Source organism: Kribbella sp. NPDC051620 (assembly GCF_044453825.1).
Classification (GTDB): Bacteria; Actinomycetota; Actinomycetes; order Propionibacteriales; family Kribbellaceae; genus Kribbella.
The window spans coordinates 123,873-150,617 of record NZ_JBITDB010000011.1 but is presented as its reverse complement, the minus strand read 5'-3'; the positions used below and the strand labels follow the sequence as shown (position 1 = coordinate 150,617).

Annotated in this window: 26 protein-coding genes and 1 pseudogene; 5 read left to right on the top strand and 22 right to left on the bottom strand. The window is 67.9% G+C overall.

What is annotated here, in order from left to right; translation table 11 throughout:
• Positions 1 to 5: 5 nt before the first annotated feature.
• The 5 genes from ACIA12_RS39800 to ACIA12_RS39780 form a co-directional block, all read right to left on the bottom strand.
• A complete protein-coding gene (locus tag ACIA12_RS39800) occupies positions 6 to 917 on the bottom strand; it encodes an NADP-dependent oxidoreductase (RefSeq protein ID WP_396372646.1) in 912 nt (303 codons plus the stop codon).
• 86 nt (positions 918 to 1,003) lie between these two features.
• Positions 1,004 to 2,572 carry a methionine--tRNA ligase gene (metG, locus tag ACIA12_RS39795; RefSeq protein WP_396372645.1) on the bottom strand — a complete coding sequence of 523 codons (1,569 nt, stop codon included), beginning with the start codon at positions 2,570 to 2,572 and terminating at the stop codon, positions 1,004 to 1,006.
• A 23-nt stretch (positions 2,573 to 2,595) separates the two neighbouring features.
• Positions 2,596 to 3,435, bottom strand: coding sequence for a 16S rRNA (cytidine(1402)-2'-O)-methyltransferase (rsmI, locus tag ACIA12_RS39790; RefSeq protein WP_396372689.1), 840 nt, complete (start codon positions 3,433 to 3,435; stop codon positions 2,596 to 2,598).
• 8 nt (positions 3,436 to 3,443) lie between these two features.
• Complete coding sequence (locus tag ACIA12_RS39785) at positions 3,444 to 3,656, bottom strand: hypothetical protein (RefSeq protein WP_396372644.1); 213 nt, start codon at positions 3,654 to 3,656, stop codon at positions 3,444 to 3,446.
• The gene (locus ACIA12_RS39780; RefSeq protein ID WP_396372643.1) at positions 3,653 to 3,892 is read right to left on the bottom strand and encodes a hypothetical protein; all 240 of its coding nucleotides are present in this window, start codon (positions 3,890 to 3,892) and stop codon (positions 3,653 to 3,655) included. The genes ACIA12_RS39785 and ACIA12_RS39780 overlap by 4 nt, the downstream gene beginning before the upstream one ends.
• A gap of 94 nt (positions 3,893 to 3,986) precedes the next feature.
• Between ACIA12_RS39780 and ACIA12_RS39775 the strand changes: the two genes are divergently transcribed.
• Complete coding sequence (locus ACIA12_RS39775; RefSeq protein WP_396372642.1) at positions 3,987 to 5,672, top strand: dolichyl-phosphate-mannose--protein mannosyltransferase; 1,686 nt, start codon at positions 3,987 to 3,989, stop codon at positions 5,670 to 5,672.
• Here the strand turns inward: ACIA12_RS39775 and ACIA12_RS39770 are convergent.
• On the bottom strand, positions 5,669 to 6,337 hold the full coding sequence (locus ACIA12_RS39770) for a DUF1707 domain-containing protein (protein ID WP_396372641.1): 669 nt from the start codon (positions 6,335 to 6,337) through the stop codon (positions 5,669 to 5,671). The genes ACIA12_RS39775 and ACIA12_RS39770 overlap by 4 nt on opposite strands.
• Positions 6,338 to 6,411: 74 nt before the next feature.
• Complete coding sequence (locus ACIA12_RS39765; RefSeq protein WP_396372640.1) at positions 6,412 to 7,818, bottom strand: alpha/beta hydrolase family protein; 1,407 nt, start codon at positions 7,816 to 7,818, stop codon at positions 6,412 to 6,414.
• Between the two features lie 151 nt (positions 7,819 to 7,969).
• On the opposite strand from ACIA12_RS39765, the gene ACIA12_RS39760 reads away from it, so the two are divergent.
• The 3 genes from ACIA12_RS39760 to ACIA12_RS39750 are packed head-to-tail and all read left to right on the top strand — an operon-like array spanning position 7,970 to position 10,065.
• Positions 7,970 to 8,326, top strand: coding sequence for a YciI family protein (locus ACIA12_RS39760; RefSeq protein WP_396372639.1), 357 nt, complete (start codon positions 7,970 to 7,972; stop codon positions 8,324 to 8,326).
• A 2-nt stretch (positions 8,327 to 8,328) separates the two neighbouring features.
• Complete coding sequence (locus ACIA12_RS39755; RefSeq protein ID WP_396372638.1) at positions 8,329 to 9,534, top strand: RNA polymerase sigma factor; 1,206 nt, start codon at positions 8,329 to 8,331, stop codon at positions 9,532 to 9,534.
• A gap of 42 nt (positions 9,535 to 9,576) precedes the next feature.
• Complete coding sequence (locus tag ACIA12_RS39750) at positions 9,577 to 10,065, top strand: hypothetical protein (RefSeq protein WP_396372637.1); 489 nt, start codon at positions 9,577 to 9,579, stop codon at positions 10,063 to 10,065.
• Between the two features lies 1 nt (position 10,066).
• Here ACIA12_RS39750 and ACIA12_RS39745 read toward each other — a convergent pair whose 3' ends face one another.
• The 15 genes and pseudogenes from ACIA12_RS39745 to ACIA12_RS39675 form a co-directional block, all read right to left on the bottom strand.
• Positions 10,067 to 12,940, bottom strand: coding sequence for a S8 family serine peptidase (locus ACIA12_RS39745; RefSeq protein WP_396372636.1), 2,874 nt, complete (start codon positions 12,938 to 12,940; stop codon positions 10,067 to 10,069).
• A 95-nt stretch (positions 12,941 to 13,035) separates the two neighbouring features.
• Positions 13,036 to 14,232 carry an MFS transporter gene (locus ACIA12_RS39740; protein WP_396372635.1) on the bottom strand — a complete coding sequence of 399 codons (1,197 nt, stop codon included), beginning with the start codon at positions 14,230 to 14,232 and terminating at the stop codon, positions 13,036 to 13,038.
• Positions 14,229 to 15,041 carry a Rossmann-like domain-containing protein gene (locus ACIA12_RS39735; protein WP_396372634.1) on the bottom strand — a complete coding sequence of 271 codons (813 nt, stop codon included), beginning with the start codon at positions 15,039 to 15,041 and terminating at the stop codon, positions 14,229 to 14,231. The genes ACIA12_RS39740 and ACIA12_RS39735 overlap by 4 nt, the downstream gene beginning before the upstream one ends.
• 35 nt (positions 15,042 to 15,076) lie before the next feature.
• Positions 15,077 to 16,123 (bottom strand): pyridoxal-phosphate dependent enzyme, encoded by a 1,047-nt coding sequence (locus ACIA12_RS39730; protein ID WP_396372633.1) that lies wholly within the window; start codon positions 16,121 to 16,123, stop codon positions 15,077 to 15,079.
• Positions 16,120 to 17,616, bottom strand: coding sequence for an ABC transporter ATP-binding protein (locus ACIA12_RS39725; RefSeq protein WP_396372688.1), 1,497 nt, complete (start codon positions 17,614 to 17,616; stop codon positions 16,120 to 16,122). Before ACIA12_RS39725 ends, ACIA12_RS39730 begins: the two co-directional genes overlap by 4 nt.
• Before the next feature lie 149 nt (positions 17,617 to 17,765).
• On the bottom strand, positions 17,766 to 18,602 hold the full coding sequence (locus ACIA12_RS39720) for an ABC transporter permease (RefSeq protein WP_396372632.1): 837 nt from the start codon (positions 18,600 to 18,602) through the stop codon (positions 17,766 to 17,768).
• On the bottom strand, positions 18,599 to 19,537 hold the full coding sequence (locus ACIA12_RS39715; protein WP_396372631.1) for an ABC transporter permease: 939 nt from the start codon (positions 19,535 to 19,537) through the stop codon (positions 18,599 to 18,601). The genes ACIA12_RS39720 and ACIA12_RS39715 overlap by 4 nt, the downstream gene beginning before the upstream one ends.
• Positions 19,538 to 21,076: an ABC transporter substrate-binding protein gene (locus tag ACIA12_RS39710; RefSeq protein WP_396372630.1), complete on the bottom strand. Its 1,539-nt coding sequence runs from the start codon at positions 21,074 to 21,076 to the stop codon at positions 19,538 to 19,540.
• A 205-nt stretch (positions 21,077 to 21,281) separates the two neighbouring features.
• Positions 21,282 to 21,458 (bottom strand): hypothetical protein, encoded by a 177-nt coding sequence (locus tag ACIA12_RS39705; protein WP_396372692.1) that lies wholly within the window; start codon positions 21,456 to 21,458, stop codon positions 21,282 to 21,284.
• A 130-nt stretch (positions 21,459 to 21,588) separates the two neighbouring features.
• Positions 21,589 to 21,843 (bottom strand): annotated as a pseudogene (locus ACIA12_RS39700) (NADPH-dependent FMN reductase); the annotation flags it as partial.
• Between the two features lie 101 nt (positions 21,844 to 21,944).
• Positions 21,945 to 22,406 (bottom strand): MarR family winged helix-turn-helix transcriptional regulator, encoded by a 462-nt coding sequence (locus tag ACIA12_RS39695; protein ID WP_396372629.1) that lies wholly within the window; start codon positions 22,404 to 22,406, stop codon positions 21,945 to 21,947.
• A gap of 30 nt (positions 22,407 to 22,436) precedes the next feature.
• Complete coding sequence (locus ACIA12_RS39690) at positions 22,437 to 23,030, bottom strand: copper resistance D family protein (RefSeq protein WP_396372628.1); 594 nt, start codon at positions 23,028 to 23,030, stop codon at positions 22,437 to 22,439.
• Between the two features lie 545 nt (positions 23,031 to 23,575).
• Positions 23,576 to 24,085: a copper resistance protein CopC gene (locus tag ACIA12_RS39685; RefSeq protein WP_396372627.1), complete on the bottom strand. Its 510-nt coding sequence runs from the start codon at positions 24,083 to 24,085 to the stop codon at positions 23,576 to 23,578.
• A 2-nt stretch (positions 24,086 to 24,087) separates the two neighbouring features.
• The gene (locus ACIA12_RS39680) at positions 24,088 to 24,777 is read right to left on the bottom strand and encodes a YcnI family protein (protein WP_396372626.1); all 690 of its coding nucleotides are present in this window, start codon (positions 24,775 to 24,777) and stop codon (positions 24,088 to 24,090) included.
• A gap of 38 nt (positions 24,778 to 24,815) precedes the next feature.
• On the bottom strand, positions 24,816 to 25,709 hold the full coding sequence (locus tag ACIA12_RS39675) for a hypothetical protein (protein ID WP_396372625.1): 894 nt from the start codon (positions 25,707 to 25,709) through the stop codon (positions 24,816 to 24,818).
• Positions 25,710 to 25,881: 172 nt separating this feature from the next.
• Between ACIA12_RS39675 and ACIA12_RS39670 the strand changes: the two genes are divergently transcribed.
• Positions 25,882 to 26,727, top strand: a complete 846-nt coding sequence (locus tag ACIA12_RS39670) for an ROK family protein (protein WP_396372624.1) — start codon at positions 25,882 to 25,884, stop codon at positions 26,725 to 26,727.
• The last annotated feature ends 18 nt before the right edge of the window (positions 26,728 to 26,745 follow it).

Sequence of the window (26,745 nt, the reverse complement as noted above, 5' to 3'; positions counted from 1 at the left end):
AAGCGTCAGACCAGGATGACGAGCTTGCCGCGGTTGTGGCCGGCCTCGCTGATCTCGTGGGCGGCGCGGGCCTCATCGAGGGTGAAGGTCCTGGCGATGGCCGGCTTCAGCTTGCCGTCGGCGGCCAGCTGGAGCTGCTCGGCCAGACCGTTCTTCTTCACGTCGTCGGCCACTGCCCCGCTGGAGACGGCGATGCCGATCTCACCGGCAGCCATGTCGGCAATCGTGACGATCCGCTCGGTACCACCGCGCAGCTCGATCGACTCCTGCAGCCCGCCCTTGCCCGCCGCGTCGAAGACGGCGTCGACACCCTGCGGAGCGACCTCCTTGACCCGGTCGACCAGGCCCTCGCCGTACGCGATCGGAATCGCGCCGAGCGAACGCAGGTACTCGTGGTTTGCCTCGGACGCGGTACCGATCACGGTCGCGCCGAGCGCGACGGCGAGCTGGACACCCACCGAGCCGACCCCACCGGCGGCTCCGTGCAGCAACAGCGTCTCGCCTTCCTTGAGGCCGAGCTCGTTCAGCACCCGGGCCGCGGTCTCGCCGCCGATCGGGACGGCGACGGCCTCTTCCCACGAGAGGTTCGCGGGCTTCTTGGCGGCGACGCCGACCAGCGCGTGCTCGGCGTACGCGCCACTCTGGGACCAGCCGACGACCTCGTCACCGACGGCGAACTCGGTCACGCCCTCACCGATCTGGTCGACCACACCGGCCACCTCGAGGCCCGGGATCGCCGGGAACGTGGTGGGCATGAAGCTGTCGAACCAGCCGTACCGGATCTTGAAGTCCATCGGGTTGACCCCGGCGGCCTTGACCGCGATCCGGACCTCGCCCTGGCCGGCCTGCGGCTCCTTGGCGTCCTTGACCTGCAGAACCTCGGGTCCACCGAACTCTTCGAAGACAACCGCTCGCATCGCACTGCTCCTTGGATAGGTTGAAGCATCAAGTAATTAGCTTCAGCGTTCAACCATCCGGGGCGAGCGGGTATTCCGTCCCTTGGTTATTCCGGGTCGGCCAGGCGGGGGAAGAGGGAGTCGCCCTTGACCAGGACTGAGCCGGTGGGGAGTTGGGCCCAGGTGCCGGCTTCCTGGATTCGCTGGTCCTTGAGGGGGCCGAGCTTGGCTTCGGCGCCTAGGAGGGTCCAGAGTTTGGCGGCCGTCTTCGGCATCGTGGGGTTGTGGAGGACGGCGACGGCGCGGAGTACCTCGGCCGAGGTGTAGAGGATGGTGGCCAGGCGGGCCTTCTGGGACTCGTCCTTGGCTACCTTCCAGGGCTCCTGCTCGGAGACGTAGCCGTTGACGGCGCCGACGAGGTCGTTGATCGCGGCCAGGGCGTCGTGGAAGGCCAGGGAGTCGATCGCCTTGTCGGCGGCGGCGACGGTCTCGGCGAGCTTGTCGGCCAGGGCCTGCTCGGCGGGGCCGTGGTCGGTGGGCTCGGGGAGTTCGCCGTCGAAGTACTTGTTCACCATCGCGGCGATCCGGCTGGCCAGGTTGCCCAGGCCGTTCGCGAGCTCGGAGGTGTAGACGGCGTTCAGGTGCTCCCAGGAGAAGGAGCCGTCGGAGCCGAACTGGATCGTGCGCAGGAAGTAGTACCGGAAGGCGTCCGAGCCGAAGTGGTCGGTGATCTCCTTCGGCGCGATCGCGGTCAGCTTCGACTTGCTCATCTTCTCGCCGCCGACCAGCAACCAGCCGTGCGCGAAGACCTGCTTCGGTACTGCGACCCCGGCGGCCATCAGCATGGCCGGCCAGATCACCGCGTGGAAGCGGAGGATGTCCTTGCCGACCAGGTGCACGTCGACCGGCCACAGCTCCTCGAACCGCTCCGGGTCCGTGCCGTAGCCCGCGGCGGTGACGTAGTTGAGCAGGGCGTCGATCCATACGTACAGGACGTGGTCCTCGTCCCACGGGACCGGGATGCCCCAGTCGAAGGTCGAGCGGGTGATCGACAGGTCCTGCAGGCCCTGCTTGACGAACGAGATGACCTCGTTGCGGGCGCTCGACGGCGCGACGAAGTCCGGCTGCGACTCGTACAGCTCGATCAGCTTGTCGGCGTACGCCGAGAGCCGGAAGAAGTAGTTGGTCTCCGAGACCGTCTCCAGTTCGGTGCCGTGGATCATGCACCGCTGGGTGCCGTCCTCGTCGGTCCTGATGTCGGCGGGGAGCTTGAACTCCTCACAGCCGACGCAGTACAGGCCCTCGTACTCGCCCTTGTAGACGTCGCCCTTGTCGTACAGCGTCTGCCAGAAGTCGCGGACCCGCTCGGTGTGCCGCTTCTCGGTCGTCCGGATGAAGTCGTCGTAGTCGATGTCGACGTCCACCCAGGCCGGCTTCCACGCCTCCTCGACCAGCTTGTCCGTCCACTCCTGCGGGGACATGCCCTGCGCCTGAGCGCTGCGCATCACCTTCTCGCCGTGCTCGTCGGTACCGGTCAGGTACCACTTGCGCTCGCCGCGCTGGGCGTGCCAACGGGTCAGGACGTCCCCGGCCACCGTCGTGTAGGCGCTGCCGATGTGCGGCGGGGCCGTGACGTAGTAGATCGGGGTGGTGACGTAAAAGGCCTTCTCGGACATGCCCTCAAGGGTAGTGGGCTGGGCTAGCTGGTCTTACCAGGGTCTCGGGCGGCCAGTACGGCGTCGTAGACCGTTCTTTTCGGTACTCCGAACCGCTTGGCGACATCCGAGATCGCCTGCTTACGCGGTGTGCCCGCCTCCTCGTCGGCGGCTACCTCGGCGGCCAGCTCCTCGGGTCCGAGTTCGCGGGCGGAGGGGTCGGCTCCGGCGACGACGATGGTGATCTCGCCTCGGACCCCGTCCACCGCCCACTCGGCCAGCTCGGCGGCGGTGCCCCGCTTGACCTCTTCATACGTCTTGGTGAGCTCGCGGCAGACAGCAGTACGCCGATCCTTGCCGAGCGCGTCGGCCAGATCCTGGAGCGAGGCGGCCAGCCGGTGCGGCGCCTCGAAGAAGATCATCGTCCGCTGCTCCCGGGCGAGCTCGGTGAACCGCTTGGACCGCTCGGCCGACTTCCGCGGCAGGAATCCCTCGAACGTGAACCGATCCACCGGCAACCCGCTCAACGCGAGCGCCGTCAACACAGCCGACGGCCCCGGTACTGCGGTCACCTGCACGCCGGCCTCAATCGCCGCAGCCACCAGCCGGTACCCCGGATCCGACACGCTGGGCATCCCCGCGTCGGTCACCACCGCAACCGTCTGCCCCTCGACCAGCACCGCGACCAACTCGTCGGTCCGCTGCCGCTCATTCCCCTCGAAAAAACTCACCACCCGCCCGCTGACGACGATCCCCAACTCACTCGTCAGCCGCTTCAACCGCCGCGTATCCTCCGCGGCCACCACATCCACTTCCCCCAACACCCGCCGCAACCGCGCCGAAGCATCCGAAAAATCCCCAATAGGAGTCCCCACCAACACCAATCGCCCGGTCACGGCAGCAACGCGAACGAGTCGACATGGTTAGGCCGGACAACGCTGAAGTGCCGCCGGTCCAAGGTCGCGATCTCTTGGAGTTCGAGCTGCTCGGCAAGAGCGATCACAGACGCATCCACCAATCCCAGCGGTAGATCGGCATAACGTCGATGGTTGATGTCGGAGCTGATCGCCGCAGCAACCAACGGGCCGGTGTCGACGACGATCACCGGGAATTGCGTCCCAGCTCGGCCTGAAGAATCTCCTCGTGGTTCTCCGACAGGTCGGTGCGACTGCCCTCGATCGACCCGAACCAGGCCGGTGGCCAGGTGCCGGTCGGCTGCGGACGCTCTGCACGTGCCTCGGCCTGCAGCTTCAGCAGCCGGAGTTCCGGCAAGAGATCGGCAGCGGTGCTGTCCGACAAGGAGTCGATCAGAGCGTGTAGCTCTTCTCTGGGAGTACTCATGGTCACGAGTCTAGAAGGTCCGGCGGACGTTTCGACGGTTATCCACAGGACCGGTGGCCAGGCCGGGGAGCGGTTCGACCGGGTTCTCCGTACCATGGCCAGCGTGACTGCCGTGATCGAGGATGACACCGCTCAGCCGGCTGACGTGTCCGCGGAGGGTGTGGAGGAGCGGGAGACGCTCGGGCGGGATGTTCTCGGTAGACGGTTGCCGCCGCTCAAGGAGCGGTTGTATCCGCCGATGCCGAAGGATTTCGAGGGTGGCTGGATCGCGACGCTGGCGATCACGGCGCTGGCGGCGATCCTGCGGTTCTGGAACCTCGGCAACCCGGTGAAGTTCGTCTTCGACGAGACGTACTACGCCAAGGACGCGTACTCGCTGCTCAAGCACGGGTATGCGCTGCAGTTCATCGACAAGCCGGAGGGGGCCGCCGACAAGGCGATCCTGGCCGGCAACCTGGACGTCTTCAAGACCACCCCGAGCCTGACCGTGCACCCCGAGGTCGGCAAGTGGATGATCGCGGCCGGCGAGCAGTTGTTCGGGATGAACACCTTCGGCTGGCGGTTCATGCCGGCCCTGTTCGGCACGCTGACGGTTCTCCTGGTCATTCGGACGGTACGCCGGATGACGCGATCGACTCTGATCGGCTGTATCGCCGGTCTGCTGCTCGCCGTCGACGGTCTGCACTTCGTGATGTCGCGGGTCGCCCTGCTCGACATCTTCCTCGCCTTCTGGCTGGTCGCGGCCGTTTCCTGCCTGGTCGCCGACCGCGACTGGACCCGCCGCCGGCACGCGGACTCCCTCGAGCACCGCGACGGCAGCCGCAAGATCGGCCGCTGGCTGCTCATCCGCCCGTGGCGGCTCGCCGCGGGCGTCTGCTTCGGCCTGGCGCTCGGTACCAAGTGGTCCGCCGTCTGGGTGATGGCCGGCTTCGGCATCCTCGTCTTCGCCTGGGATCTCGGCGCCCGTCGTGCGCTCGGCGCCCGGCGCGCTTTCATCAAGTCGGTCTTCGTCGACGGCCTGCCCGCGTTCGTCAGCATCGTGCTCGTCGCCGGCATCACCTACACCGCGACCTGGACCGGCTGGCTGCTGCACGACAACGCCTACGACCACGACTACGCGGCCAGCCATCCGGCGCACGGCGTGATGAAGGTGATCCCGGACGACTTCCGGTCGCTGATCCACTACCACCAGGAAGTACTGGCGTTCCACACCGGCGACTACATCAAGAACGCGACACATCCGTACCAGTCCCACCCGGCCGGCTGGCCGATCGTGGCCCGCCCGATCGGGTTCGACGCGGTCAACGACATCAAGCCCGGTACCAACGGCTGCACCGCGCCGGCCGGGGTGAACTGCCTGTCGGTGATCTCCGCGGTCGGTACGCCGCTGCTGTGGTGGGCCGGCGCATTGGCGCTGATCGCCGCGCTGGTGTTCTGGATCGCCCAGCGCGACTGGCGGTTCGGGATCCCGATCGTCGGGTTCTTCACCTGCTGGATCCCGTGGTTCTTCTTCGACGACCGGCCGATCTTCTTCTTCTACGCCGTCACGATGATCCCGTTCACCTGTATGGCGCTGGCGATGGTGCTGGGCAAGATCCTCGGCCCGGCCAAACAGGCGCTCCAGGCATCGACGCCGCGGCGATTGGTCGGCAGTGCGGTCGTCGGCGCCTTCGTCGTCCTGGTGGTGCTGAACTTCGCCTACATCTGGCCGATCCTGACCGACAAGGTGATGCCACATCCGGACTGGCTGAACCGCATGTGGTTCAAGTCCTGGATCTAGTGAAGTTGACCGTGGCCACCGTCGCGGAAGCGCTTCTTGTGCCGCTTCGAGCTGGGCTGGCCGCCGACGCCGCCGAACAGCGCGATGCCCTTCACGATCACGACCGGCGCATGAGGGTCAGGTGACTCGCCGCCGCGGGCGCCGAACCCACCGAAGATGCCGACCCCTTCGTTGCGGACCTCGACGCTGTCCGGCACGGTGATGTCGATCCCGCCGAACATCGCGAACGCCCAGATCGTCACCTCACGCCCCTCGAAGACGGCGTCCGTCATGTCCAGGTCGTAGCCGCCGAAGACGCAGATCGCGTTGGTCCGCCGGCGCACCCGCCAGCGCCCCTTCCGCTCGCCACCACCGAAGATGCCGACCAGCGACTCGAAACTGTCGGACGGGTTGGCCGGCTCCTCGATCGGTACCGGACTGTTCGACGGCGCGGCCGCGGCGACCGGCCGGAACGGCTGCCCCGGTACCGCGAGGTCCTGGGTGATCGGCTCGAGCTCCCCCAGCGTCCTGGCCTGCAACGTCTGCTCGAGCCGCTCGGCATGCTCGTCCTGCGTCAACCGCCCGGTCATCAGCGCATCCCGCAGCACATCGACCACCTGGTCCCGATCGGTGTCGGAGGCCCGCAGGTGGGCGTGCGGATTCGGGCGCTCGGGCAGATTGTCCATAACCCCGAACACTATCCCCACCCCACTCCCACCGGAACGAGATTTTCCCCGATCTCAGGGTCGGCCCAGGGCGTTCACCGAGACGAGCGGAGCAACGGCGCCGGCCGGTACTTCGTGAAGCCCGGCGCGCGTACCGCGTCGCCGCCGGTCGCGAAGTCGAACACCTTGCTCCAGCGCTCGCCCAACGCAGCGGCTCGAACGTTGAGGCCAGCCGGATCGGTTGTTGGCCAGTGGCCGGTGTTGATGCGGTTCAAGAGGGTTTGGAGGGCGACTGCTTCCTCGGCGACGGTGAACGCGCAGTGGGTGGCGCGGGCGACGAAGAGCTGGCGGAGGTCGGTCGGGTTGCCGTGCCGGCGGACCTGGGTGGCGTACCAGCGTTCGTGGTCGGGGACGGCAAGGTCGACTGTGTTGTGGAGCGTTACGACCGGCGAGGGGGTAGTACCGCGCGGTACGGCATGACGCAACATCCACTGCCTGGCTTGGGGATCCGGGCTGATCCGAGGAGCCGCCGCAAGTCGCGCGAGGTCTTTGCCGAGGTCGAGCCCTGCCTCGCGATAGGCCTTGCGGACGAAGGCCAGCTGGTTCGACTTCGCCAACTGCCGCGCGTAGTCGACGCCTACGTTGTACGACGGGTTGCCACCCGCATGCTCAGCGAGATCAGCTTGGCCGACCGCGCCGAAGACGCCCACCGCTCCATACAGCTGGATCTCGTAGAGCGCCCGCGCCTGCCCCTCGATCGTCGCCGGCTTGGGGTCATGCGCCGAATTCCAGCCGGTCACATTGCCGAACGCCCCGGCCAGCGCGATCCGAGCCCGACCCTGCGCGGTCTCCACCTTCTCAGTCATCACCTCCTGCAACCTCTGCACACTCGCCGCCGGATCCTTCGCGTTGACCAGTTCGACCTCCTTGGCGTCAAGCAGCGTCTTGAGCGCGAAGTTGATGTCCAGCGACAGATTCATCTGCCCGTACAGATCGATCGGCGTACACATCGCCAGCACCCCGTCGATCCGGTGAGGGTACTTCTCCGCGAGCAGCAACGAGATCGCGCCGCCGCCCGACGAACCGGTCGCGACCGTACGCCGCGGCTTGCCGACGTGATCCTCGAACCAGTCCAGTACGCCGACCTGATCCCGTACCGCCTCCTTCACCACGAACCCCGTCCGCCCCTTGAAGTCGGACGCCGCCAGCGCATACCCCTGCTCGAGCAGCCACTCCTCGCTGTCGACCCGGTTGCCATGCCCGGGCGGGAACTCCGGCATGCCCGCCGGGTAGTACGGGTGGCTGTAGATCAGCAGCGTCCCGTTCCACCGCTCGGGCGTCTCCACCTTGTACTCTGCGCCGCCGATCGTCCCCGTATACGTGTGGCGACCGCGGTTCGCCCCCGCGGCGGCGTCGGCGCGTTCCGTAGTACCGGACAAGCCGGCGCCGACCAGGGCGGTGCTGAGCGCGGCGGCCGCAACTGCTTGAGTGAGTCGTTTCATCGTCCTGCTCCTTCTCGGTGGGAACCTTCACTCACCTGGTCGGAGCCATCGGGCGGTGCGGGACATGCGAGACGATGTCCCTGCGGCGGAGCCGACTCCGACTACTGACTGAGAGGCCCCACCAAGGAGCCGGATCGGCGAGGAGTACGCGATGAAATTCATCATGCTGGCCTACACGAACGCCCAGACCTGGGTCGAGGGCACCTGGGACCCCGAGGAGTTCCAGAAGGCCTGCGATTTCTACGAGCAGCTCGGCAAGGACCTGACCGCCAGCGGTGAGGCGGTCTACACGGCCGGCCTCGGGGACCCGTCGCTGACCAGGACGATCCGCGAGACCCCCGGCGGTACGGTCGCCGCCGACGGCCCGTACGCCGAGGTCAAGGAGGTGCTGGCCAGCTTCGGCATCGTCGACGTGGTGAGCGCCGACCGGGCGTACGAGATCGCCCAGCAGATCGTCGACGCGGTCGGCGACATCGTCGAGGTCCGGCCGCTGATGGACGGTTCCTGACCGTGACCGGCTTCGAGCACCTGCTGCGTGAGCTGACGCCGCAGGTGCTCGGCGCGCTGGTTCGGCGGTACGGGCACTTCGACGCGTGCGAGGACGCAGTACAGGAAGCGCTGCTGGCGGCGTCGCAGCAGTGGCCGCGCGATGGGGTACCGGAGCAGCCGCGGGCGTGGTTGATCACCGTCGCGTCGCGCCGGCTGACCGACGAGCTGCGCAGCGAGGAGGCTCGGCGGCGGCGCGAGAACGCCGTCGCTGTCGACATCCCGTTGGTTGCCCCCGGCGCCGATTCCGCCGGCCCGCGTGATGCCGACGACACCTTGCTGTTGCTGTTCCTCTGCTGTCATCCGTCGCTGAACCGGGCGGCGCAGATCGCCCTCACCCTGCGCGCGGTCGGCGGCCTGACGACTGACGAGATCGCCCGCGCGCTGCTCGTCCCCGAAGACACCATGCGCAAACGCATCACCCGCGCCAAGCAGAGCGTCCGGGCGTCGGGCATCCCCTTCCGTCCGCCGCCACCGAGCGAGCTGCCCGCGCGGCTGGCCGCGGTACTGCAGGTCCTGTATCTGATCTTCAACGAGGGCTACACCAGCACCGACCGCGTGGACCTCGCGGAGGAAGCAATCCGTCTGACCCGTCTGCTCCCCACCAACGGAGAAACAGCTGGTCTGCTCGCCCTCATGCTCCTGACCCACGCCCGCCGCCCAGCCCGTACTACCCCCGCCGGCGACCTGATCCGCCTGGACGAACAAGACCGCACCCTCTGGAACGCGGACCTGATCGCCGAGGGCACCGCGATCATCACCGACGCGATGACCCGCTTCCCCCTGGGCTCGTACCAGCTCCAGGCCGCGATCGCCGCCGTCCACAACGAAGCCAAGACCCCCGAAGCCACCGACTGGCCGCAGATCGTCGCCCTCTACGACCTCCTGATCCGCTTCGACGACACCCCCATCGCCCTGCTCAACCGCGCGGTCGCCATCGCCATGCTCCAAGGCCCCCAAGCCGGCCTGACCCTCATCGACGACCTGACCAAGGACCCCCGCCTCACCAACCACCACCGAGTAGCCATAGCCCGAGCCCACCTACTAGAACTAGCCGGCAACATCCCCGAGGCACTCACCGCCTATCTCGACGCAGCCCGCAAAACCACCAGCCTCCCGGAGCAGCGCTATCTGAACACCCGGGCGGCCCGCCTGAGGACCTACTCTTAGCCCCTGATCGGGGTGGATCTACTGGGGGTTGCGATGGCAGTGATGGGCGACAGCTTGCCCGAGCGATGGTCTGGCGAGCTTCAGCGCGAGGGCCGGGTGATCTTCCCGATCCGGGCTGCCGGCGTGTGGCGGGAGCTGGGGTTCATCTGGCTCTCCGTCGTTTTCACCCAGGCGATCTCGTTCGGCCAGTCGTGGGGTGAGGGCGACACCCGCCAGTACCTCGCCGTCGCGGTGGTGCTGTCGGCCGTGGTCGTGACGTTCTGGTACACCTCGCGGCTCTATGCCCGCTACCCGGCGCTGACGGTGGACAAGTCCGGCCTGAAGATCGGCCTGAAGAAATCCATCCGCTGGGCCGACGTGGGCTCAATCGGCCTGCTCCGCACCGGCGGCCCCAGCGGCCGCGCCCTCCCGATCATCCCGAAGGATGTGTGGGCCAAGGAACTTGTCATCCCGGCGACCGCGGCCAGGGACATGAAGGCTCTCCAGCAGTGGCTGGAGGAGCTACTCAAGGAGCAACTCCCCCAGCCTTAGGTCAGCTGACCTTGATGATTCGCTGGGGGCTGAGGGCCTGGGCGTGGTCTGCGTCAGCGGTGAAGAGGACGCGGTACGCGAAGGAGCCTCGGGCCGTCGGCTTGATGCCGAAGGCGTAGGTGCCGGTGGTGCTCAGCTTGACCGAGGCGATGTTCTTCCAGGTCCTGGCTGAGTAGAACTGCAGGTAGACGAGCTTGCCGGAGTGGGCCGGGGTGACCTTGCCGGAGAAGCGCGTCGTTGCGCCCAGCCTGATCGCGGTCGGCGAGAGGACCGAGGTGACGGTCGGCGCGACGGCGATGTTGATATCGGCCGTGCGGGTTCCCATCAGGTCGGCGTTGCCGACGAAGACCATCGTGTAGACCGAGGACGTGGCCGGCTTAATCGCGTAGCTGACCCCACCCGTCGAGCTGGTCTTCAGGGTGGTGATCAGCTTGAGCGCCGCCACGTTCTTGGCTCGGCCGTACAACTGCACCGGCAGACCCGCGTACGCCTTGTTGTCGATCCGCAGCACGCTGCCCTTGAGGGTGATCGTGCCGCCGTAGTTGATCGCCGTGGCTGTCGTCGAGATCCCCGACTTGACCCCGTTGACGGCCTTCGAGGAGATCGGGCTGTACTTGCCGCCCTTGTCCTTCACCCAGCCGGCGTACGTGTACGTCGTCGCCGCCTTGAGCCCGGTCACCTTCACCGACGTGCCGGTGCCCGAGTAGACGAGCGTGCCGGTGCTCATCGTCGGAGCGATGCCACCGACGTTCTGCCGGATGATCACCTGGTCGAGATCGGTGATCGCCGGGATCGTCCAGGACACGTTCGCGGCCAGGTAGGCGCCGCTCGCGGTGAACGTCGTCAGCTTCGGCGGGACCAGATCGACCGTGCTGAAGACCGTCTGGATCGACGTGAGCGGCGTGCCACCCGTCTCCTGCACACCATCGACGACGAGCTTGTACGCCGTTGCCTCTGGCAAAGGAGTGGTCGGCGTGAGCGTCGCCTTCAGCGTCGCGGGGTCGTAGCTGATCGTCGCGGGCAGAGTGGCTCCCGTCTTGCCGTTCTTCAGCCGGACCGTGTCGGCAGTCACCGTCGACTCGGCAACCGCCCGAGCGAACGTCACGGTCGGCGTGGTGTCCGCGGTCGCGACCGAGGACAGGTGGGCCGGCGTGACATCGCGGATCGGGTAGGCAGGATCAGCGCTCGTCCCACCGGAACCTGCCTCGGTGACCGAGAGGCTGTACGACCGGCTGTCCCAGGACCCGTTGTTGTTGCGGACCGCGATGTACGTCGTACCGGCGGCGGCGCTGGCGTCGACGGACGCGGTCAGCGGACCCCAGCTCACCACATGCGTGGTCGGGTTGACCGGCGGGAAAGCGTTCACCTTGTGGCCGAGCGACTGCAGGTCGGCGTTGTAGACGTCGACCTCCGGGCCGACGTTGGCGAAGTTCTGGTTGCGCTCGTCGAAGGACGCGCCGGTCACCGAGACGCGCAGGTTGCGCGCGGCGGCGGAGTCGATCGCGTACCAGTCGACGTCTCCCTCGGTGCTGATCACGCTCGACGCCGTCGTACCGATACCGACCTTGGTGGCCCGGGACGGCTGGTCGTTGCCGTCGGCAGCTCCGCCCGCGAAGTCGGTCGTCGTCTTCCCGCCGAGGGCTGCGTACGCATCCACGATGCCGGCGCCGTAGTACTGGTCGAAGCCCCGCGGGCCGGCGTCGCGCGACAGCACCATCAGGCGCTGGCGGATCTGGGCCGGGGTGAACGCGGGCCACTTGTTGCGGATCATGGCCGCGATCCCGGTGACGACCGGCGCGGAGCACGAAGTACCGGTGCAGTACCAGTACGGCAGGTAGTCGGGGTCCGTCTTCGCCCGCGAGCCCGTGCTCAGCAGGTGGGTGCCCGGAGCAGCGATGTCGACCCAGTCGCCGAACGAGCTGAAGTCGGCCAGCTTGCCCCGCGGGTCGGTGGCCGCGACCGCGATCACCTCGGGGTAGGAGGCCGGATACTGCAGGACCGAGTTGCCGTCGTTGCCAGCAGCAACCACTACCACGACCCCATCGGCGACAACCTGAGCGATCGCGTCGTGCAGGACCGGGTCGTCCTCGTCGCTGCCGAGCGACATGTTCACGACCCGGGCACCGTGGGCGACGGCCCAGTGCAGACCCTTGATGATGTCGGAGTCGTAGCCGGAGCCCTCGTTGTCGAGCACCTTGACCGGCATCGCCTGCGCCGACCAGGCGACACCGGAGACACCGATCGCGTTGTTGGCGGACGCGGCGATCAGGCCGAGCGTCATCGTGCCGTGGCCCTCGTCGTCGACCGGCGCCGCGCCAGGGGTGACGAAGTTGTAGCCGGGGACGAGGTGGCCCACCAGATCCGGGTGACCGAGGTCGACACCGGTGTCGAGGACGGCGATGGGTGCCTTGCCGGATGACTTCGAGAGGTCCCAGGCCTGCGGCAGCCGGACGGTGCTCGCGAAGATCGACTGGTCCTCGCCGTAGTACTCGTCGTTCGGGATGGCGGAGATGTGCCGCCTGTAGTTCAGTGAGGCCAGCTCGACGGTGGGGTCGGCTTTGACCTTCTTCAGCAGTTCCGGCGCCGGCAGTTCGCCGGTGAGCTCGACGGCCTTCGAGGTGAGCGAGTCGCCGGTCTTGCTCTTGAAGCGCGACAGCGCCGACTGCCGGGCCGCCTTGGTGGCGGACGGCTTGAACTTCACCACGACCGAGTTCGGGTCGTACTTCGGGCCGGTGGCGTTGTGCGGAGTGAACTTCGGTGTATACGGGCCCGGCTGGGCCGCGTTGCTGGCGGAACCGGTGACGGCTACCAGCGTGGCTGCGACCAGGGCGGCAGGAATGCCGAGGCGCAGGAGGTGGGCAGGACGGAAGGACACAGGACCCCCCCCAAGGGTCTCAGAAGTGACAATGAGCCGGAGTATGGCAGAGGTACGGACCAGAACTCGCGCCGGATCCATGTCAATAGCTGCAGCTAGGGCCTTACCCGCACGGCGAGGAAAACCCCACCGAGGGTGACGGCGCCGAAAATCAGCGCCAGGCCGGGATATCCCCCGAATCCCAGGCCGACACCGCCCAGAGCCGCGCCCAGGAACGTGCCCATGCTCATGCCGGCGGCGTTGACGCTGAGCGCGGAGCCGCGGAGATCGCCGCTGCGGCGTACCAGCAGCGTCGTGACGCAGGCTGCGACGGTGGCGTGGGCAGCACCCATGAGTGAGGTCAGCAGGAGGGTGACCGGGAGGCTCGGGGTGAAGTAGAAAGCGGAGACGGCCAGCAGAGCGGCGAGGAGGCCCAGGAGCAGGGTCTTCTCGGGGCGTACAGCCGCGACGAGGTACCGGCCCGCGAACAGGTTGCCAAGGAAGAAGGACGCGCCGCTGAGGGACCAGACGAGGGCGAACCAGCCGGGAGCGAGGTCGAACTTCTCGTCGTAGAACGCGGCCAGGTAGGCGAGATAGCCCATGAAGGCGGCCGTCCTCAGCATCGCTACACCCAGCAACGGCAGCGCTCCGGGGATGTGAGCCAGGGCCCGGTACGTCGCCAGGTAGCTCGTCCGCTCGGTGTGATGCAGGGGAGCCTTGCGTCCTCGACCGCGCCAGAAGAAGGCAGCGGACAGAGCCAGCGAGATCGCCGACGCTGCCAGCAGGTTTCCCCGCCAACCCCAGAACATCCCCGGTACTGCGAGCACCGGCGCGGCCAGCATCGCCATCATCGACGTCGTCGCAGAAACCAGCGTGGCCGCTCGTCCAGCAGCGGCAGGAGTCCTGAAGCGATCCGCCGCGGCCGCACCGATCGACGGTCCGAGGATCGAGGTCGACGCACCGATCAGCAGGCAGAAGGTGGCCAGCGCGAAGACGTTGCCGACGGCACCCAGCGCGGCCGAGATCCCCAGCAGCGCCAGACCGCCGGCGGCCACCAGCTCCCTGGCGAAGCGGTCGATGAGCGGCGCGAGCGCGATGCCGACGATGAGGGCTGCGAGGCCTCCGAGTCCCCGCAGTCCGCCGATCTCGGCGACGCTGCCGTCCGCGGCCGCCGCGATCGGCACCAGGTACAGGCCGAAGACGGTGAACGGAATCAGGCTGACCGTGGAGGCGAGCAGAAAAGGCCAGAGCCGCTTCGCCATTCGCCAGTCGCCCGGCACTTCTCCTGTCCTGCGAACTTCGGTGGTGCTCATGGCGTCGGTGGTCCGTCCTGGCGGTAGCGGTAGAGGGAGGTCGGGCGGGCGCTGAACTGAGAGAAGGGGAAGGGCTCAGCGGACAGGGCGGTGACGCCGGCGCCGAGGAAGGCGCGAGCCACGGCGCTGCCGGTCTGAGCATAGATTGCCAGCGGCTTCGATTGCTGCAGGCAACGATCGAGCAAGATGTCGAAACTCCCGTTGCTCAAGGTCATTCCGGTCGCCACGACCGCGTCGGCGGCATCGACAACCGCCGTCATATCGCGGGAAACCGGGAGTCCGGACGCGGTCTCGCGGAGGTTGAAGTCGCAGGGCAGACAGGTGCCGCCCAAGGCGGTGATCGCGTCGACCAGCGGATTGACCACGCCGATCAGCGCGACCTTCGAGCCCTCGGCGACTTCGAGCAGGCCGGCTACGGCGGCATCGCGGGCCCGGGCGCGGATGTCCGGAGTACCGGCGGGCAGGATGACCTCCTCGGCCTGGGCCGACAGATGGTGCGGCTCGACCGCAGCCAGGTAGGCATCCAAAGCGGCGATCCGGACCGGAAGGGGGCCATCGGCAAGCAACTCCGACAACGGTAGGCCCGATGCGCCGGCACAGTAGTCGGGATCGACCTCGCCGGCCTCAAAGGAGCAGGCGCCGAAGACGTCGCCTACCCGCAGGAGCACGTAGTAGTTGCGATAGGTGACGTCCGCGCCGGGGAGCCGCGTCGTGTGGTGGAGCCAGAAAGCGCTGGTCACGTTCATTTCCGCCGGCGCCGGACCGTGAGATCCGGCGAGGACGGCGGTGGTGAGTGCGGCGACGGTCATGGCGGATCCCTCGGCTTCTCTGGGTCGTGGCTACTCTAATGCGACGGAGTCGCAGATGGAAACTCTTGGCGTTCGGCCCAGGCCGTGCGCCGCCGATTCCACGACATCGCGGACCACGGCACGGCGAGCTCGTCGAGTGAGTCGATCTCGCGGGGGCGCATGGTGTCCATCGGGCGCGCCTCGGCGTACCGGGAGAAAGCGGATTCGACGTACCGGGTGCCGGTGTCGGCGGCCAGGAAGACGTGGGTGCGGCTGCTGTCGCAGTTGTGTTCCCACAGTGCGGACAGGTACGCCGCGCCCGCGGACAGTCCGGCGAAGACCCCGCTCGTCCGCAGCAGGTCCACCGCCGCCGACATCGCATAGTCGAAGGAGACCCAGTGCAACCGGTCGTACAGCTCGTGACGCACATTGCGGAACTCGATCGAGCTGCCGATCCCGGCGATGATCATTTCGGGATCCTGTGTATGCCCGGCGCCGAACGTGATGCTCCCGAACGGCTGCACGCCGACCAGGTTGACGTCCCGCCCCCGATCCCGCAGGAACGCCGCGATCGCGCCGGTCGAAGCACCCGTGCCGACTCCCCCGACGAGACACAGCGGCCCGGCCGGTACCAGCTCGGCCACGAGATCCGCGACCGCGCCGTACCCGAGGTAGTGGATGTCGTCGTGGTACTGCTGCATCCAGTGGTACGACGGGTTGTCGCGCAGGATCTCCCCGATCCGCCGGACCCGCAGGTTCTGGTCCAGGTGCAGGTTGTTGGACGACGGCACCTGCTCGACCGTCGCGCCGAGGATCTCGAGCTGGATCTTCAACGTCCGGTCGACCGTCGTGGACCCGACGATGTGGCACTTCATCCCGTACCTGTGACAGGCCAGCGCCAGCGCGTGCGCGTAGATCCCGCTGGAGCTGTCGATCAGGGTGTCCCCGGGCCGGACCGCGCCCGTCTCCAGCAGATGGCGGACGGCGCCCAGCGCGGAGTACACCTTCATCGTCTCGAACCGCAGGCAGATCAGGTCCTCGCCGACGCGGATCGGGTCCGGGTCCTTGATCGCCTCCGCCAGGTGATCGTGCAGTTGCTTCATCGGTGCGGTTCGCTCCTCGTGTCGGCACTACTGGTCAGCACGGGCGGAGGCTCTGGGGGTTGATGCCCGATCCGGGCGGCCCTCACCAGCCGCTGGGTCAGTTCGGTGTCGGGCTTGGTCATGACTGTTGCCGGTGGCCCCTGTTCGATCACGCGGCCGGCGTCGAGCACCAGGACGTGGTCGGATACCTGGGCGACGAGGCCGAGATCATGGCTGATCCAGACCAGGGCGGTGCCCTGGGCTTTCAGCTCGTTCAGCAGTTCGACGACGAGGCTGGTGCCGTGCTCGTCGAGGGCCGTGGTGATCTCGTCACAGATGAGTACTTCGGGGTGCGCGAGCAGCGCCCTGGCCAGGGCTGCTCGCTGGAGTTCGCCACCGGAGAGGCGGCTTGGCGGTCGGGCGGCCGTGTGCGCGGAGACGCCTAGGCGGGCGAGGGTTGCTTTGGCTTCGGCCTTTGCGGCGTCTGGTGTCAGGCTGCGGAGGCGGATCGCAGTACGGGCCACTTGTTCGTCCACGAGGCGGCGTTCGTCGAAGGAGCCGCGGACCTCCTGCCAGACGTATTGGACTCGGCGGGTCTGGTCGGGGGTGCGCTTGCGTAGTACGGGGAGGTCTTCGCCGGCCAGCGTGATGCGGCCGGTATGGCGCTCGTGGAGGCCGGCGAGGCAGCGGGCGAGGGTGGTCTTGCCGCTGCCGGACCGACCGACCACGCCGACGCAGCCACCGGGCGGCACGGCGAGATCGACCTCCTGCAGGATGGGATCGCGGCCGCGGGTACGCAACGACGCGGAGATGTTCATTGCCTGGAGCAACGGCTCGCTCTGTTGGTCGGTTCCCTGTGTCGCCGCCGGTTGTGTTGCGGTTGGGAGAACATCGCCGACGACCCGGCCGGCGTCGAGCACGACGACCCGGTGGGCGAGCGCGCGGACCAGGTCGAGATCATGACTCAGCAACAGAATTCCCAGCCCGGCGGCGGCCAACTCCTTCAGTTCCTCGACCAGCTGCAGCCTGGTGATCGAGTCCAGCCCGGTGCTCGGCTCGTCCAGCACAAGCACCTTCGGCCGGCAAACCAACGCCTGAGCCAACGCGACCCGCTGCCGCTGCCCACCCGAAAACTGATGCGGAAACCGCCTTGTCGTCGCCCTGTCCGTCGGCAGTTGCGCACCCCGCAACGCCGCCGGCACAACACCTGGTACGCCGGGGTGATGCAGCCTCGCCAGCTCGGTCAACCCCGCCCCGATCCGCCGCGCCGGATTGAGCGCACTCCCCGGATGCTGAGGCATGTAAGCCACCACACGCCCCCGCACTGACGTCGCCGCTGCAGTCACCCCGCCGTCCACTACCAGGCATCCGTCAACCTCTACCGAGCCGCTCAAACTCACCCCCTGGCCGTGCTCACCCAGCAGAGCAAGAGCAGAGGTCGTCTTCCCCGACCCAGAGGCACCGACGAGAGCAGTAACCTCCCCCGCCCAAACCTCGAAGCCGACACCATCCACAAGGACGGCCTCCCCCGCCACAGCACCCAGCCCAACAACCCGCACCAGCGGGCGCCGCCGCTCGCCGGCCCCCTCCCCGCTCACCACCCGACCCCGGCCAGCCTCCCCGCCCCTCACCCCTCCCCGGTCGGCCCGCTCCTCCTCCCCCCTCATCGAGTTGCCTCGGCGAGGCGTCTGGTCCGGTGGACCAACCGGTCGGCCAGCAAGTTGAACCCGAGGGTGAAGGAGACAAGGAGCAGAGCCGGAGCCAACACCGCCCAGGGTTGTAGCAGCAGGCCTTCGCGGTTGCGGGAGACGCTGACCGCCCAGTCGGGGGCGGTTGGGCTCAGGCCGAGGCCGAGGAAGTTGACTGAGGCGACCAGGAAGACGGCAAGGGTGATACGGGTGCCGATGTCGGCGGCGACCGGACCGAGGACTGACCGGCCGACATAACCGAGGTGGATGCCCACCCAGCTCTCCCGCTGCATTCGCAACGCCTCGACCACCGGGCCGCTCGCTGCGTCCAGCGCCGCCGCCCTCACCAACCGCGCCACGGTCGGCACGTTCACCGCCGCGACCGCCAGCGTGATCGCCAGCGGCGACGCCCGCCACCCCACTGCGACGACGCTGATCACCAGCAGCGAAGGCAACGGCAGCAGCACGTCAAGCGGCCGGATCAACAACTCGTCAACCCAGCGATGCCTCGTCGACGCGGCGACCAACCCGATCAGCCCACCCAGGACATACGCGATCAGCACAGCCCCCAACGCCATCCCGAGCGCCGTCCGCCCACCCACCAGCAACAGCCCGAAGACATCTCGCCCAAGACCGTCCGTGCCCAGCAACCCAGCGCTTTCATAGGGCAACCCGGCCTTGACCGCCACGTCAACGAATGGGCCGAAAACGGCTACCAGCAATGGCAGCAGCACCAGCAATGCGGAGACGGCGAGCGGAGTACGGGATCGAAGTGTCCAGATGCTCGCCCGGACGTTAGTGTTCGGACTCATCGCAGCAGCTCCGTCCGCGGTACCAGCCGATTGCAGACGAGATCAGCGCCGAGATTGATCAACAGCGCGGCCACCGCCAGCACCAACGTCAGCCCTTGGACGACAGGCACATCCCGCGTCTCGACCCCATCGACCAGCGCCGTCGCAAACCCCGGGATCGCAAAGATCGCCTCGACCACCAAAACCCCACCCAGCAAGGTGTCCCCGGTCCGCGCCAACTCCTGCACCCCAGGAACCGCCGCATTAGGCAACACATGCCTGAGCAGCAACCGCCGCCGCGGCACCCCCAACCGCCGAGCCTGTACGACGTACTCCGCATGCAACGCGTTGATCGTCCCCGCCCGCACCTGCCGCGACAGCAAACAGACCGTCCGGCCGAGCAGCACGGCAACAGGCAGCACCAGCAACACGGGCGACGCGAGCAGCGACCCACCAACCCAAGTCGCCGGAAGCCACCCGAGCTTCAACGAGAACAAAGCAACCAGCACGACCGCGATCACGAAGTCGGGAACAGCACTCAACGCCAGCGTGATCGACGTGATCGCCCGATCCAGCCGCCCGTTCTCGCGCGTCCCCATCAAGATGCCGAGGGCGACGGCCAGCGGCACCACCACGGCCAGCGTGGCAACCGTCAGCACCAACGTCGCCCCGACCGAGGCCTTCACGATGTCGAGCACCGGCCCGCCGCTGATCAACGAAGTACCGAGGTCTCCGGTCAGTACATTGCCGAACCAGTGCACGAACCGCTCGAGCGCAGGCTGATCCAGCCCGAGCTGTTCCCGCAGCCGGGCGACCTGCTCAGGCGTCAGCGTCTCGGTGAAGCGCATGTCCGCGGCGTCGCCCGGCAGCAACGCGGTGAGGACGAAGACGAGAACCGAGAGCACGGCCAGCTGGACGATCGCCAATGCAGCCCGCTGGGCGGCATACGACCGCATTCAGGCCAGCCACACCTTGTCGAACCGGCCCGAGTCCAAGGTGTTCGGCGGGACCGCCTGGACGCCCTGCACCTTGGCGGAGACGGCGACCAGGAAGTCCGGATGTCCCCACGCGAGGATGCCGCCCTGGTCCCGCAACGTCTTCTGCAGTTCCCCGTACTTCGCCGCGCGCGCCGCCTCGTCGGTCTGCACCTGCGCCGCGGCGAACGCAGCGTCGAACGCGGGCCGGCGCCAATGCGTCACGTTGAACGGTGACTTCGACAGCAACCGGTCGGTGACGTACTGCGGAATCGGCATCGCGCCCGATCGATGACTGCCGATCGCGCCCTTGGTGAGCAGGTCCTTGGCGTACGTCTGAGCGCTGCCGGTGGTCACCTTGAGCTTCACACCCGCCTCACCGACCTGCTCCGCGAAGAGAGTCGCCGCCTCGACGAAGCCCGCCGATGCGTCGGAGGTGAAGATCTCCACTTCCTTGTTCAGCAGGCCGGCCTTCTTGAGCAGCGCCTTGGCCTCCTCGACGTCGCGCTCGCGCTGCGGCAGGTCCGCCGGGTAGTACTGGAATCCCTTGCCGAAAAGGTCGTTGCCCACGGCCCCACGGCCGGCGAGCACGACATCCACCAGCCGCTGCCGATCCGCGAGCAGCTTGAAGGCCATCCGTACGTCGGGGTTGTCGAACGGCGGTTGATCCACCTTCATCACGAAGGCCTGCGTCGTACTGCCCTTGGCCGCGACGATCTTGACCGCCTTGCCGGCCTCGGCGGTCCGGGCGAAGGTCGCGGTCATCTCGTTCGCGTACTCCGCCTGTCCGCCCTGCAGTGCATTGGCCCGCGCCTCGGCGTCGGCGGACAGGATCTGCAGCTCCTCGATCTTGGCCGCGCCGTCCCAGTAGTCGCCGTACCGCTTGGCGACCAGGGATCGACCCGCTTCGAAGGAGACGAACTCGAAGGCGCCGGTACCGACGGGCTTGGCCGGATCCTTGAAGCCGTCCCGGACGATCTGCGTGCCGATACCGGCCAGCAGGGCGGGGAACTCTGCGTTCGGCGCGGTCAGGACCAGCTCGACCGTCTGCTTGCCGATCGCCTTGCACCGCTTGAGATCCAGCGCGGCGAGCGACGACTGCGCGACGCGCTCGGGGGCGTTCGGGTCAGCGATCCGGGCGAGGCTGTAGAGAACGTCCGCGCTCGTCAACTGCTTGCCGTCGTGGAAGGTCGCGTCCCGCAGCGTGAACCGCCAGGTCGCCGCCTGCGCGTCCGGCTCCCATTTCTCCGCCAGCCGTGGCAACGGTTTCAGGTCCGGTCCGAGCTCGACGAGCTTCTCGTAGATCGCTTTGTGGCGGGCGATGTCGACGAACAGGCTCTGCACGTGCGGGTCGAGCACCTCCTTGGCGCCTCCCCCGGCGAAGACCGCGCGCAACCGCCCGCCGGCCTTCGGCTCAGCCGCCGATCCGGTACCGCCGCCGGACCCGCAACCGGTCATCGCCGCCAGCCCCAGACCGCCGGCCAACCCGAGAAATCCCCGCCTGTTCAGAGCATCGGACATCCGCATTTCCTTCACGGTGAGGGGGCTCCGACGAGGAGTGGTCGTCGGGTCGAATCCTGCCGTTAATGAAAATAGTTGTCAAATTCAGGCGCATCTGAACGGACCCTCATCATTCTTCCGGCAGACCCCGCCGGCCCGTCGCCCGTGACGGCGTGTCACCGTCCACGGACGCCGGGTACTGGGAGTTACTGCCGTTTCGCCAGGGTCAGGCGGCAGTGCGGACGGTGGTGAGGGCGTTGCTCCAGGAGACGACCTGGTCGAGCATGGTGGTGACCTCGGCCACGTGGTACTCGGCCGGGGCGAACTCGCTGTAGTTCTTGAAGTCCGTGATCAAGGAGAGCGCGACCTGGGCGCGGACGGTGGCGATCTTGAGCTCGGCCATCACCAGGCGCAGGTGCTCGACGGCGCGGGTACCGCCGGCCGAGCCGTAGCTGACGAAGCCGGCCGCTGTCGTTCCACTCCGCGAAGAGGAAGTCGATGGCGTTCTTCAGCGCGCCGGAGGTGGAGTGGTTGTACTCGGGAGTGACGAAGACGTAGCCGTCGAAGGAGCCGATCTTCTCCGCCCACGGGAAGGTGTGCGGCTGCGAGTACTGCCCGGCCGCCGGCGGCATCACCTCGTCCAGGTGCGGCAGGTTGTAGTCCGCGATGTCGACAAGCTCGAACTCCGCATCGCTGCGCTGCTTGGCGATGTCGAGCACCCACTGGGCCACGGCCTCGCCGTTGCGGCCGGGCCGGGTGCTACCGAGGATGATCGCGATCTTGGGCATGTTCTTCCTAACAGGAGTGGGGGGCTAACAGGAGTGGGGGGACTTTTGATGATGCGTCACCAAAAATAGCAGATTTAGATGACGTATCAACCTTTGGGGTCTCAGCAGTCGGTCTTGGGGAGTTCGGCGAGGACGCGGTCGAGCATCTTGGTCAGTTGCTCCTGCTCCTCGCGGGTCAGCTTCTCGAAGAAGTGGGTGCGGACCGCGTCGACGTGGTCCGGGGCGGCGGCCTCGATCGCGGCGCGGCCGGCCGCGGTGATCCGGACCATCGAGCCGCGGGCGTCCGACTCGCACTCCTCGCGGATCACCAGGCCGCGCTTCTCCATCCGGCTGACCTGGTGCGACAGCCGGCTGCGCTCCCAGCCGATCGAGCGGCCGAGGTCACGCGTGCGCAGGATGCCGGCTTCGGAGCTGGACAGCGGATGGAGCAGGGCGTAGTCCGCGCCGGACAGCCCGGAGTCGACCAGGCGGGCCTCGAGCGTCGCGGTCAGCTCCCGGTAGGCGTCACGGTAGGTCTGCCACAGATGCGACTCCCGGGCATCGAGCCACCGTGTCTGCGTCATCCACCCATCCTACGTGCTTCTGTTGACATGTCACGGTGTCCGCGACAAGGCCACGGCGAGTCCGACGGTACCGGCCATCACGAGCAACTCGATGGCGGCCAGACGCCAGAAGGCGGTTGGTTGGTTGGCGGCGAGGGCGGGCAGGGTGGCTTGGCGGTGGCGCCGGCCGATGTAGACGAGTACGGCGAAAGCCACCGCCTTGGCGAAGACGAGGGCGCCGTAGCCGGTGGTCACCCACTGGGTGATCAGGCCGAAGCCGTCCTCGCGGCCGCCGAGGTGGATCTCGGCGGTGAGGAGTCCGGTGGCGCCGATCGTCACGGCGCAGATGAGGGCGAGCCGGCTGAACTTCTCGATCGCGGCTTGCTGGTCGCGGCCGTAACGGATCAGCGAGCCGAGGCCGCCGATCCAGGCGGTCGCGCACAACACGTGCACGACGAGGGAGCCGGTGGCTAGTACCGACCAAAAGGCGGTCCGTTCGATCGCGCCGTGTCCGGTGAGCAACGGCCCGGTCAGCGCGGCGGCGGTCAGCACCAAGGCCACCTGCGCTGTACGGACAGTACGAGCACCAGAGAGCACCACGGCCAGTACCGCCGTCAGCACGACCGCGACCGCAAGCGCCCGCACTTGGTTCAACCCGCCGGCGTCCCCAGCCCGAGATCCCAACTCAGCAAGGGGAACCCCAAGAATCACCGAGGCCGTAACCAGAAGGCCACCAAAGCTAGCCACAGCCCAAACCCCCGCAACAACAGCCCCATCCTGACAAGCCCGCACCCCCTGCGCCCCAAGCCCGCGACCTCCTCCTCCACCCCGCGCAACTCCGCCCTGAACCCCACCGCGCCGGCTCCTGCCCTGTCCACCTCCGCTCTGCGGTTCTCCGCGCCGGCTCCTGCTCTGCCCACCTCCGCTCTGCGGCTCGACGAGCGAGGTTGCTGGGAGCAACCAGGCGGCGGCCAGTACGGCGCCGCCGGTGGCGATTGCTGCCAGGTCGGCGAGGACGCGTAGTACTGGGACTGCCCAAGCCACAGGCTGGCCCGCGCCCGCGAGCCCTGGGGGTGGCGGCTTAGGAGCACCTCCCCCGGCCAGGAGCGCTACGACCACGACCACCAACGCAGCCGCGACAACTCCCAACCCCAGCACCCTCCCCGACACCCGAGGCGCCGTTTCGACGCTCATTGCGGCGCTGGCCGGCGGCGGACGATCACGATCGCCAGCGCAACAACCACCAGCATCACCAGCCCCATCGCGACGATCACCACGACGTTCGACTTGCTGTCCGCTGTCGGCGGGGTCGCGGCGACCGGTACGGCCGGGTGACCCGCGTGGGTGATTTTGAAGCTTCCGCCGACAGTGATCGGATGGCCGTCCGCCGAGACGATCCGGGCGACGACCGTGTACTCACCGACATCGACGAGCCCGTCGACCGGCTGGGTGACGGTGTTGTCGATCACCTTGATCTCGCCGGTGGAGACGTTCGTGCCCTTCGGCGACGTGACCTGGACCTCGGCGCCGGTACTGCCGACCGGTTCGTTGAAGGTGAGCACCACCTGGGTCGGCGGCGCCGCCTGGGTCGAACCGTCGGCCGGCGTCATCGAATCGAGTTTGGCGTGCGCCGCTGCCGTCCCGGTGGAGCACACCAGAACGAGCAGCGACGCACCCAGCAGAGCAAACAGGCGACGCACGATTACGGAGTCACCTTCCGAGTACGACCCGCGCGGAGCCCGAGGCCGAGCCCGACCAGACCGAGCAGCAGCCCGGCCGCGCCGAGCACCCGGGCGAGCGTGTCGGACGAACCGCCCTTGTCGTCCGTGGTGGCGGCGGCGACCGGCGTGATCGCGGTGGTGAGCTTCAGCGACGGCGCCGGGTGTTCCGGCTTGTCCGAGGCGTCCTTGGCGATCTGTTCCCACTTGACCACCTCCCCATCGCTGTAAGTCTGTACCGCCGGGAAGTTGAGCGAGTCGACGCCCTCGGGCAGCTTGCCGACCGAGAGCGCGAACTCGTCGAAGTCGTTCGGCGGTACGCCGCCGGCTGCGGCGGTCCAGGTGATGGTGGTGATCGCCTCGGTCAGCGTGACGTCGCCGACCTTGACCGCCTGCGGCAGCTTCTCTGTCGTCTTCACCACCTTCCACCCGTCCTTCACCTGCGCGCCCACATGGGCGAACGGGTGATCCTTGGGCAGCGTGACGACGAGCTTGGTGGTGCTCGCGGTGTCGGACTCGCTCGGCACCCGGAACACGAGCTTGGCGTAACCACCCGGCTTCGCGTCCGGCGACGACACGGTCACATGAGCAGAGGCCGAGCCGGCGGCGCCGACCAGGACGAGCGCGGTCGCCGCGGTGATCGCGGCAGCGCGCAGTACAAGATTCTTGGGCATGACTGGAAACCCTCTCTAGGGCATACGTGTGGGGCGGATCAGTACGAAGCTGCAAGAACCCCGCACACCGGCGGCCCCCGCCGCGACACACCAGCAACCAACCACCGCTGGATAACCCGCGGCACCTCCGGTACGCCGACCAGCACTGCGCGCAGCACCGGTAGAGCGACGCCCGGAGCCGGAACCTGCGGCACCAGCCGAGCAACAATCCCGGCCACCCGATGCACCCAGCGATGAGCCTGGGTAACCAGCGCAACACCCACCAGCAACACGAAGAGGTGCGCCGCCGACATGCTCACCACACCAGCAAACCCGCTGTGCATCGCCCTCGCCATGTCACCAGGAGCAGCGCCGGCCAGACCGCCGGAGGCAGCGCTCGCCAGGCTGCCAGAGCCGACCCCGGCCGAGGCATCGCCCCCGGACATCGCCATGCCGGCCATCCCAGCCAGGTCGTGCATCCCAGCCATGTCGTGCACCCCAGCCATGTCGTGCATCGAACTGTGCCCCATCGCCGCGTGGCCCATCGCCGCGTGGCCCATCGCCGCGTGATCCATCGCTGCGTGGTCCATCGCCGTGTGCGCCGCCTGCACCGCCGAACTGTTCGCGGAACTGTTCGAGGAGCCGCTCGCTGTATCGGCCGCGGATGCGGCCGCCGCGGTGGCAACGGACCTGGGGGCGCGGTGGCTGAGCTCCAAAGTGAGGTGGGTGGTCAGTTGGAGGAGAGCTAGGAGGGTGATTGAGTGCCAGCGGCGGCCCGCGACGTGTTCACCCGTGGACCACGCGATGGCGGCGAGCGCGAGCAGTTGCGGGAGCGATTGGAGCGAGACGGTGCCGCCTGCTAGGGCGTGGCCGGTTGCCGCTACGGCGACGCTGAGCGTCGCGATGGCGGCGGTCGCACTCGTCTCGGCACGCAACCCGGTCACCCTCGTCATTCGCAGTGATGGCAGCGTGACCGGCGGTGGGCGGGCCGCGCTCCAGACAACTCTACGAGCGGACGGGGCCCGGTGGTTCCCGTCTCAGTGCGCCGCAGCAAAACCAGATAAGTCCGGACATGGAACCAGCCTGGCTGACAACGTCGGCCGGGCGTCGGGAATGATGGGCGGTATGAGTTCGGGTGTGCCGGTCCTGGAGGTCGGCGGAAGTCACGTGACGGCGGCGGTGGTTTCGCCGGCTACCGATGGAGTGGAGGGGATGTACCGGGCGGGGCTGAACTCGAAGGCCTCGGCGGACTCCATCATCGGGGAGCTGTGTGAGGCGGCGAAGAAGTTGCCGTTGGCAAAGGGGCTGGCGGTGGCGTTGCCCGGTCCGTTCGACTTCGCGGCCGGCGTGGCCTGGTACAAGCTGGACAAGTTCGCCGCGCTGTACGGGCATGACCTCGGCCGGAGCCTGCGGGAGCGGCTCGGGCTCGACCAGGTCGTCTTCCTGAACGACGCCGAGGCGTTCACGGTCGGCGAGTGGTCGGTGGGCGAGCTCCGCGGGCTCGACCGGTGCGTCGGGATCACGATCGGCACCGGGATCGGGTCGGCCTTCCTCGACGACGGCCGCGCGGTCCGTACCGGCGACTCGGTCCCGCCCGGCGGTGAGCTCTACAAGACCTCGTACGACGGCCGCCCGATCGAGGACTGGATCTCCGCCCGGGCCATCCTCCGCCGGTACGCCGAAAAGCTCAGCGACCCATTGCCGCCCAGCACGGGGGTGAAGGAGATCGCCGAGGCCGCCCGAGCCGGCGATGTCGTTGCCAAGGATGCTCTGGTGGAGGCGTTCCAGGTGCTGTCCGACGCGCTCATCCCCTGGCTCGAATGCTTCGAAGCGACCCGGGTCGTGCTCGGCGGATCGATCGCCGGCGCCTTCGACGTGGTGGCCGAGGTGTTCCCCTTCCCGGTGAGCGCGACCGCCGACGCCGAGCACTCCGCACTGATCGGGGCGGCGGAGCACTACTTGAGAAACTGACGGTGGCGGCCGTTACGG

Excerpts from the sequence above, each read along its gene's own strand:
- ACIA12_RS39800 (WP_396372646.1), bottom strand. The coding sequence starts at position 917 with ATGCGAGCGGTTGTCTTCGAAGAGTTCGGTGGACCCGAGGTTCTGCAG.
- metG (WP_396372645.1), bottom strand. The coding sequence starts at position 2,572 with ATGTCCGAGAAGGCCTTTTACGTCACCACCCCGATCTACTACGTCACG.
- ACIA12_RS39780 (WP_396372643.1), bottom strand. The coding sequence starts at position 3,892 with ATGAGTACTCCCAGAGAAGAGCTACACGCTCTGATCGACTCCTTGTCG.
- ACIA12_RS39775 (WP_396372642.1), top strand. The coding sequence starts at position 3,987 with ATGGCCAGCGTGACTGCCGTGATCGAGGATGACACCGCTCAGCCGGCT.
- ACIA12_RS39770 (WP_396372641.1), bottom strand. The coding sequence starts at position 6,337 with ATGGACAATCTGCCCGAGCGCCCGAATCCGCACGCCCACCTGCGGGCC.
- ACIA12_RS39765 (WP_396372640.1), bottom strand. The coding sequence starts at position 7,818 with ATGAAACGACTCACTCAAGCAGTTGCGGCCGCCGCGCTCAGCACCGCC.
- ACIA12_RS39760 (WP_396372639.1), top strand. The coding sequence starts at position 7,970 with ATGAAATTCATCATGCTGGCCTACACGAACGCCCAGACCTGGGTCGAG.
- ACIA12_RS39750 (WP_396372637.1), top strand. The coding sequence starts at position 9,577 with ATGGGCGACAGCTTGCCCGAGCGATGGTCTGGCGAGCTTCAGCGCGAG.
- ACIA12_RS39740 (WP_396372635.1), bottom strand. The coding sequence starts at position 14,232 with ATGAGCACCACCGAAGTTCGCAGGACAGGAGAAGTGCCGGGCGACTGG.
- ACIA12_RS39735 (WP_396372634.1), bottom strand. The coding sequence starts at position 15,041 with ATGACCGTCGCCGCACTCACCACCGCCGTCCTCGCCGGATCTCACGGT.
- ACIA12_RS39730 (WP_396372633.1), bottom strand. The coding sequence starts at position 16,123 with ATGAAGCAACTGCACGATCACCTGGCGGAGGCGATCAAGGACCCGGAC.
- ACIA12_RS39720 (WP_396372632.1), bottom strand. The coding sequence starts at position 18,602 with ATGAGTCCGAACACTAACGTCCGGGCGAGCATCTGGACACTTCGATCC.
- ACIA12_RS39715 (WP_396372631.1), bottom strand. The coding sequence starts at position 19,537 with ATGCGGTCGTATGCCGCCCAGCGGGCTGCATTGGCGATCGTCCAGCTG.
- ACIA12_RS39710 (WP_396372630.1), bottom strand. The coding sequence starts at position 21,076 with ATGTCCGATGCTCTGAACAGGCGGGGATTTCTCGGGTTGGCCGGCGGT.
- ACIA12_RS39705 (WP_396372692.1), bottom strand. The coding sequence starts at position 21,458 with ATGGCCGAGCTCAAGATCGCCACCGTCCGCGCCCAGGTCGCGCTCTCC.
- ACIA12_RS39695 (WP_396372629.1), bottom strand. The coding sequence starts at position 22,406 with ATGACGCAGACACGGTGGCTCGATGCCCGGGAGTCGCATCTGTGGCAG.
- ACIA12_RS39680 (WP_396372626.1), bottom strand. The coding sequence starts at position 24,777 with ATGCCCAAGAATCTTGTACTGCGCGCTGCCGCGATCACCGCGGCGACC.
- ACIA12_RS39675 (WP_396372625.1), bottom strand. The coding sequence starts at position 25,709 with ATGACGAGGGTGACCGGGTTGCGTGCCGAGACGAGTGCGACCGCCGCC.
- ACIA12_RS39670 (WP_396372624.1), top strand. The coding sequence starts at position 25,882 with ATGAGTTCGGGTGTGCCGGTCCTGGAGGTCGGCGGAAGTCACGTGACG.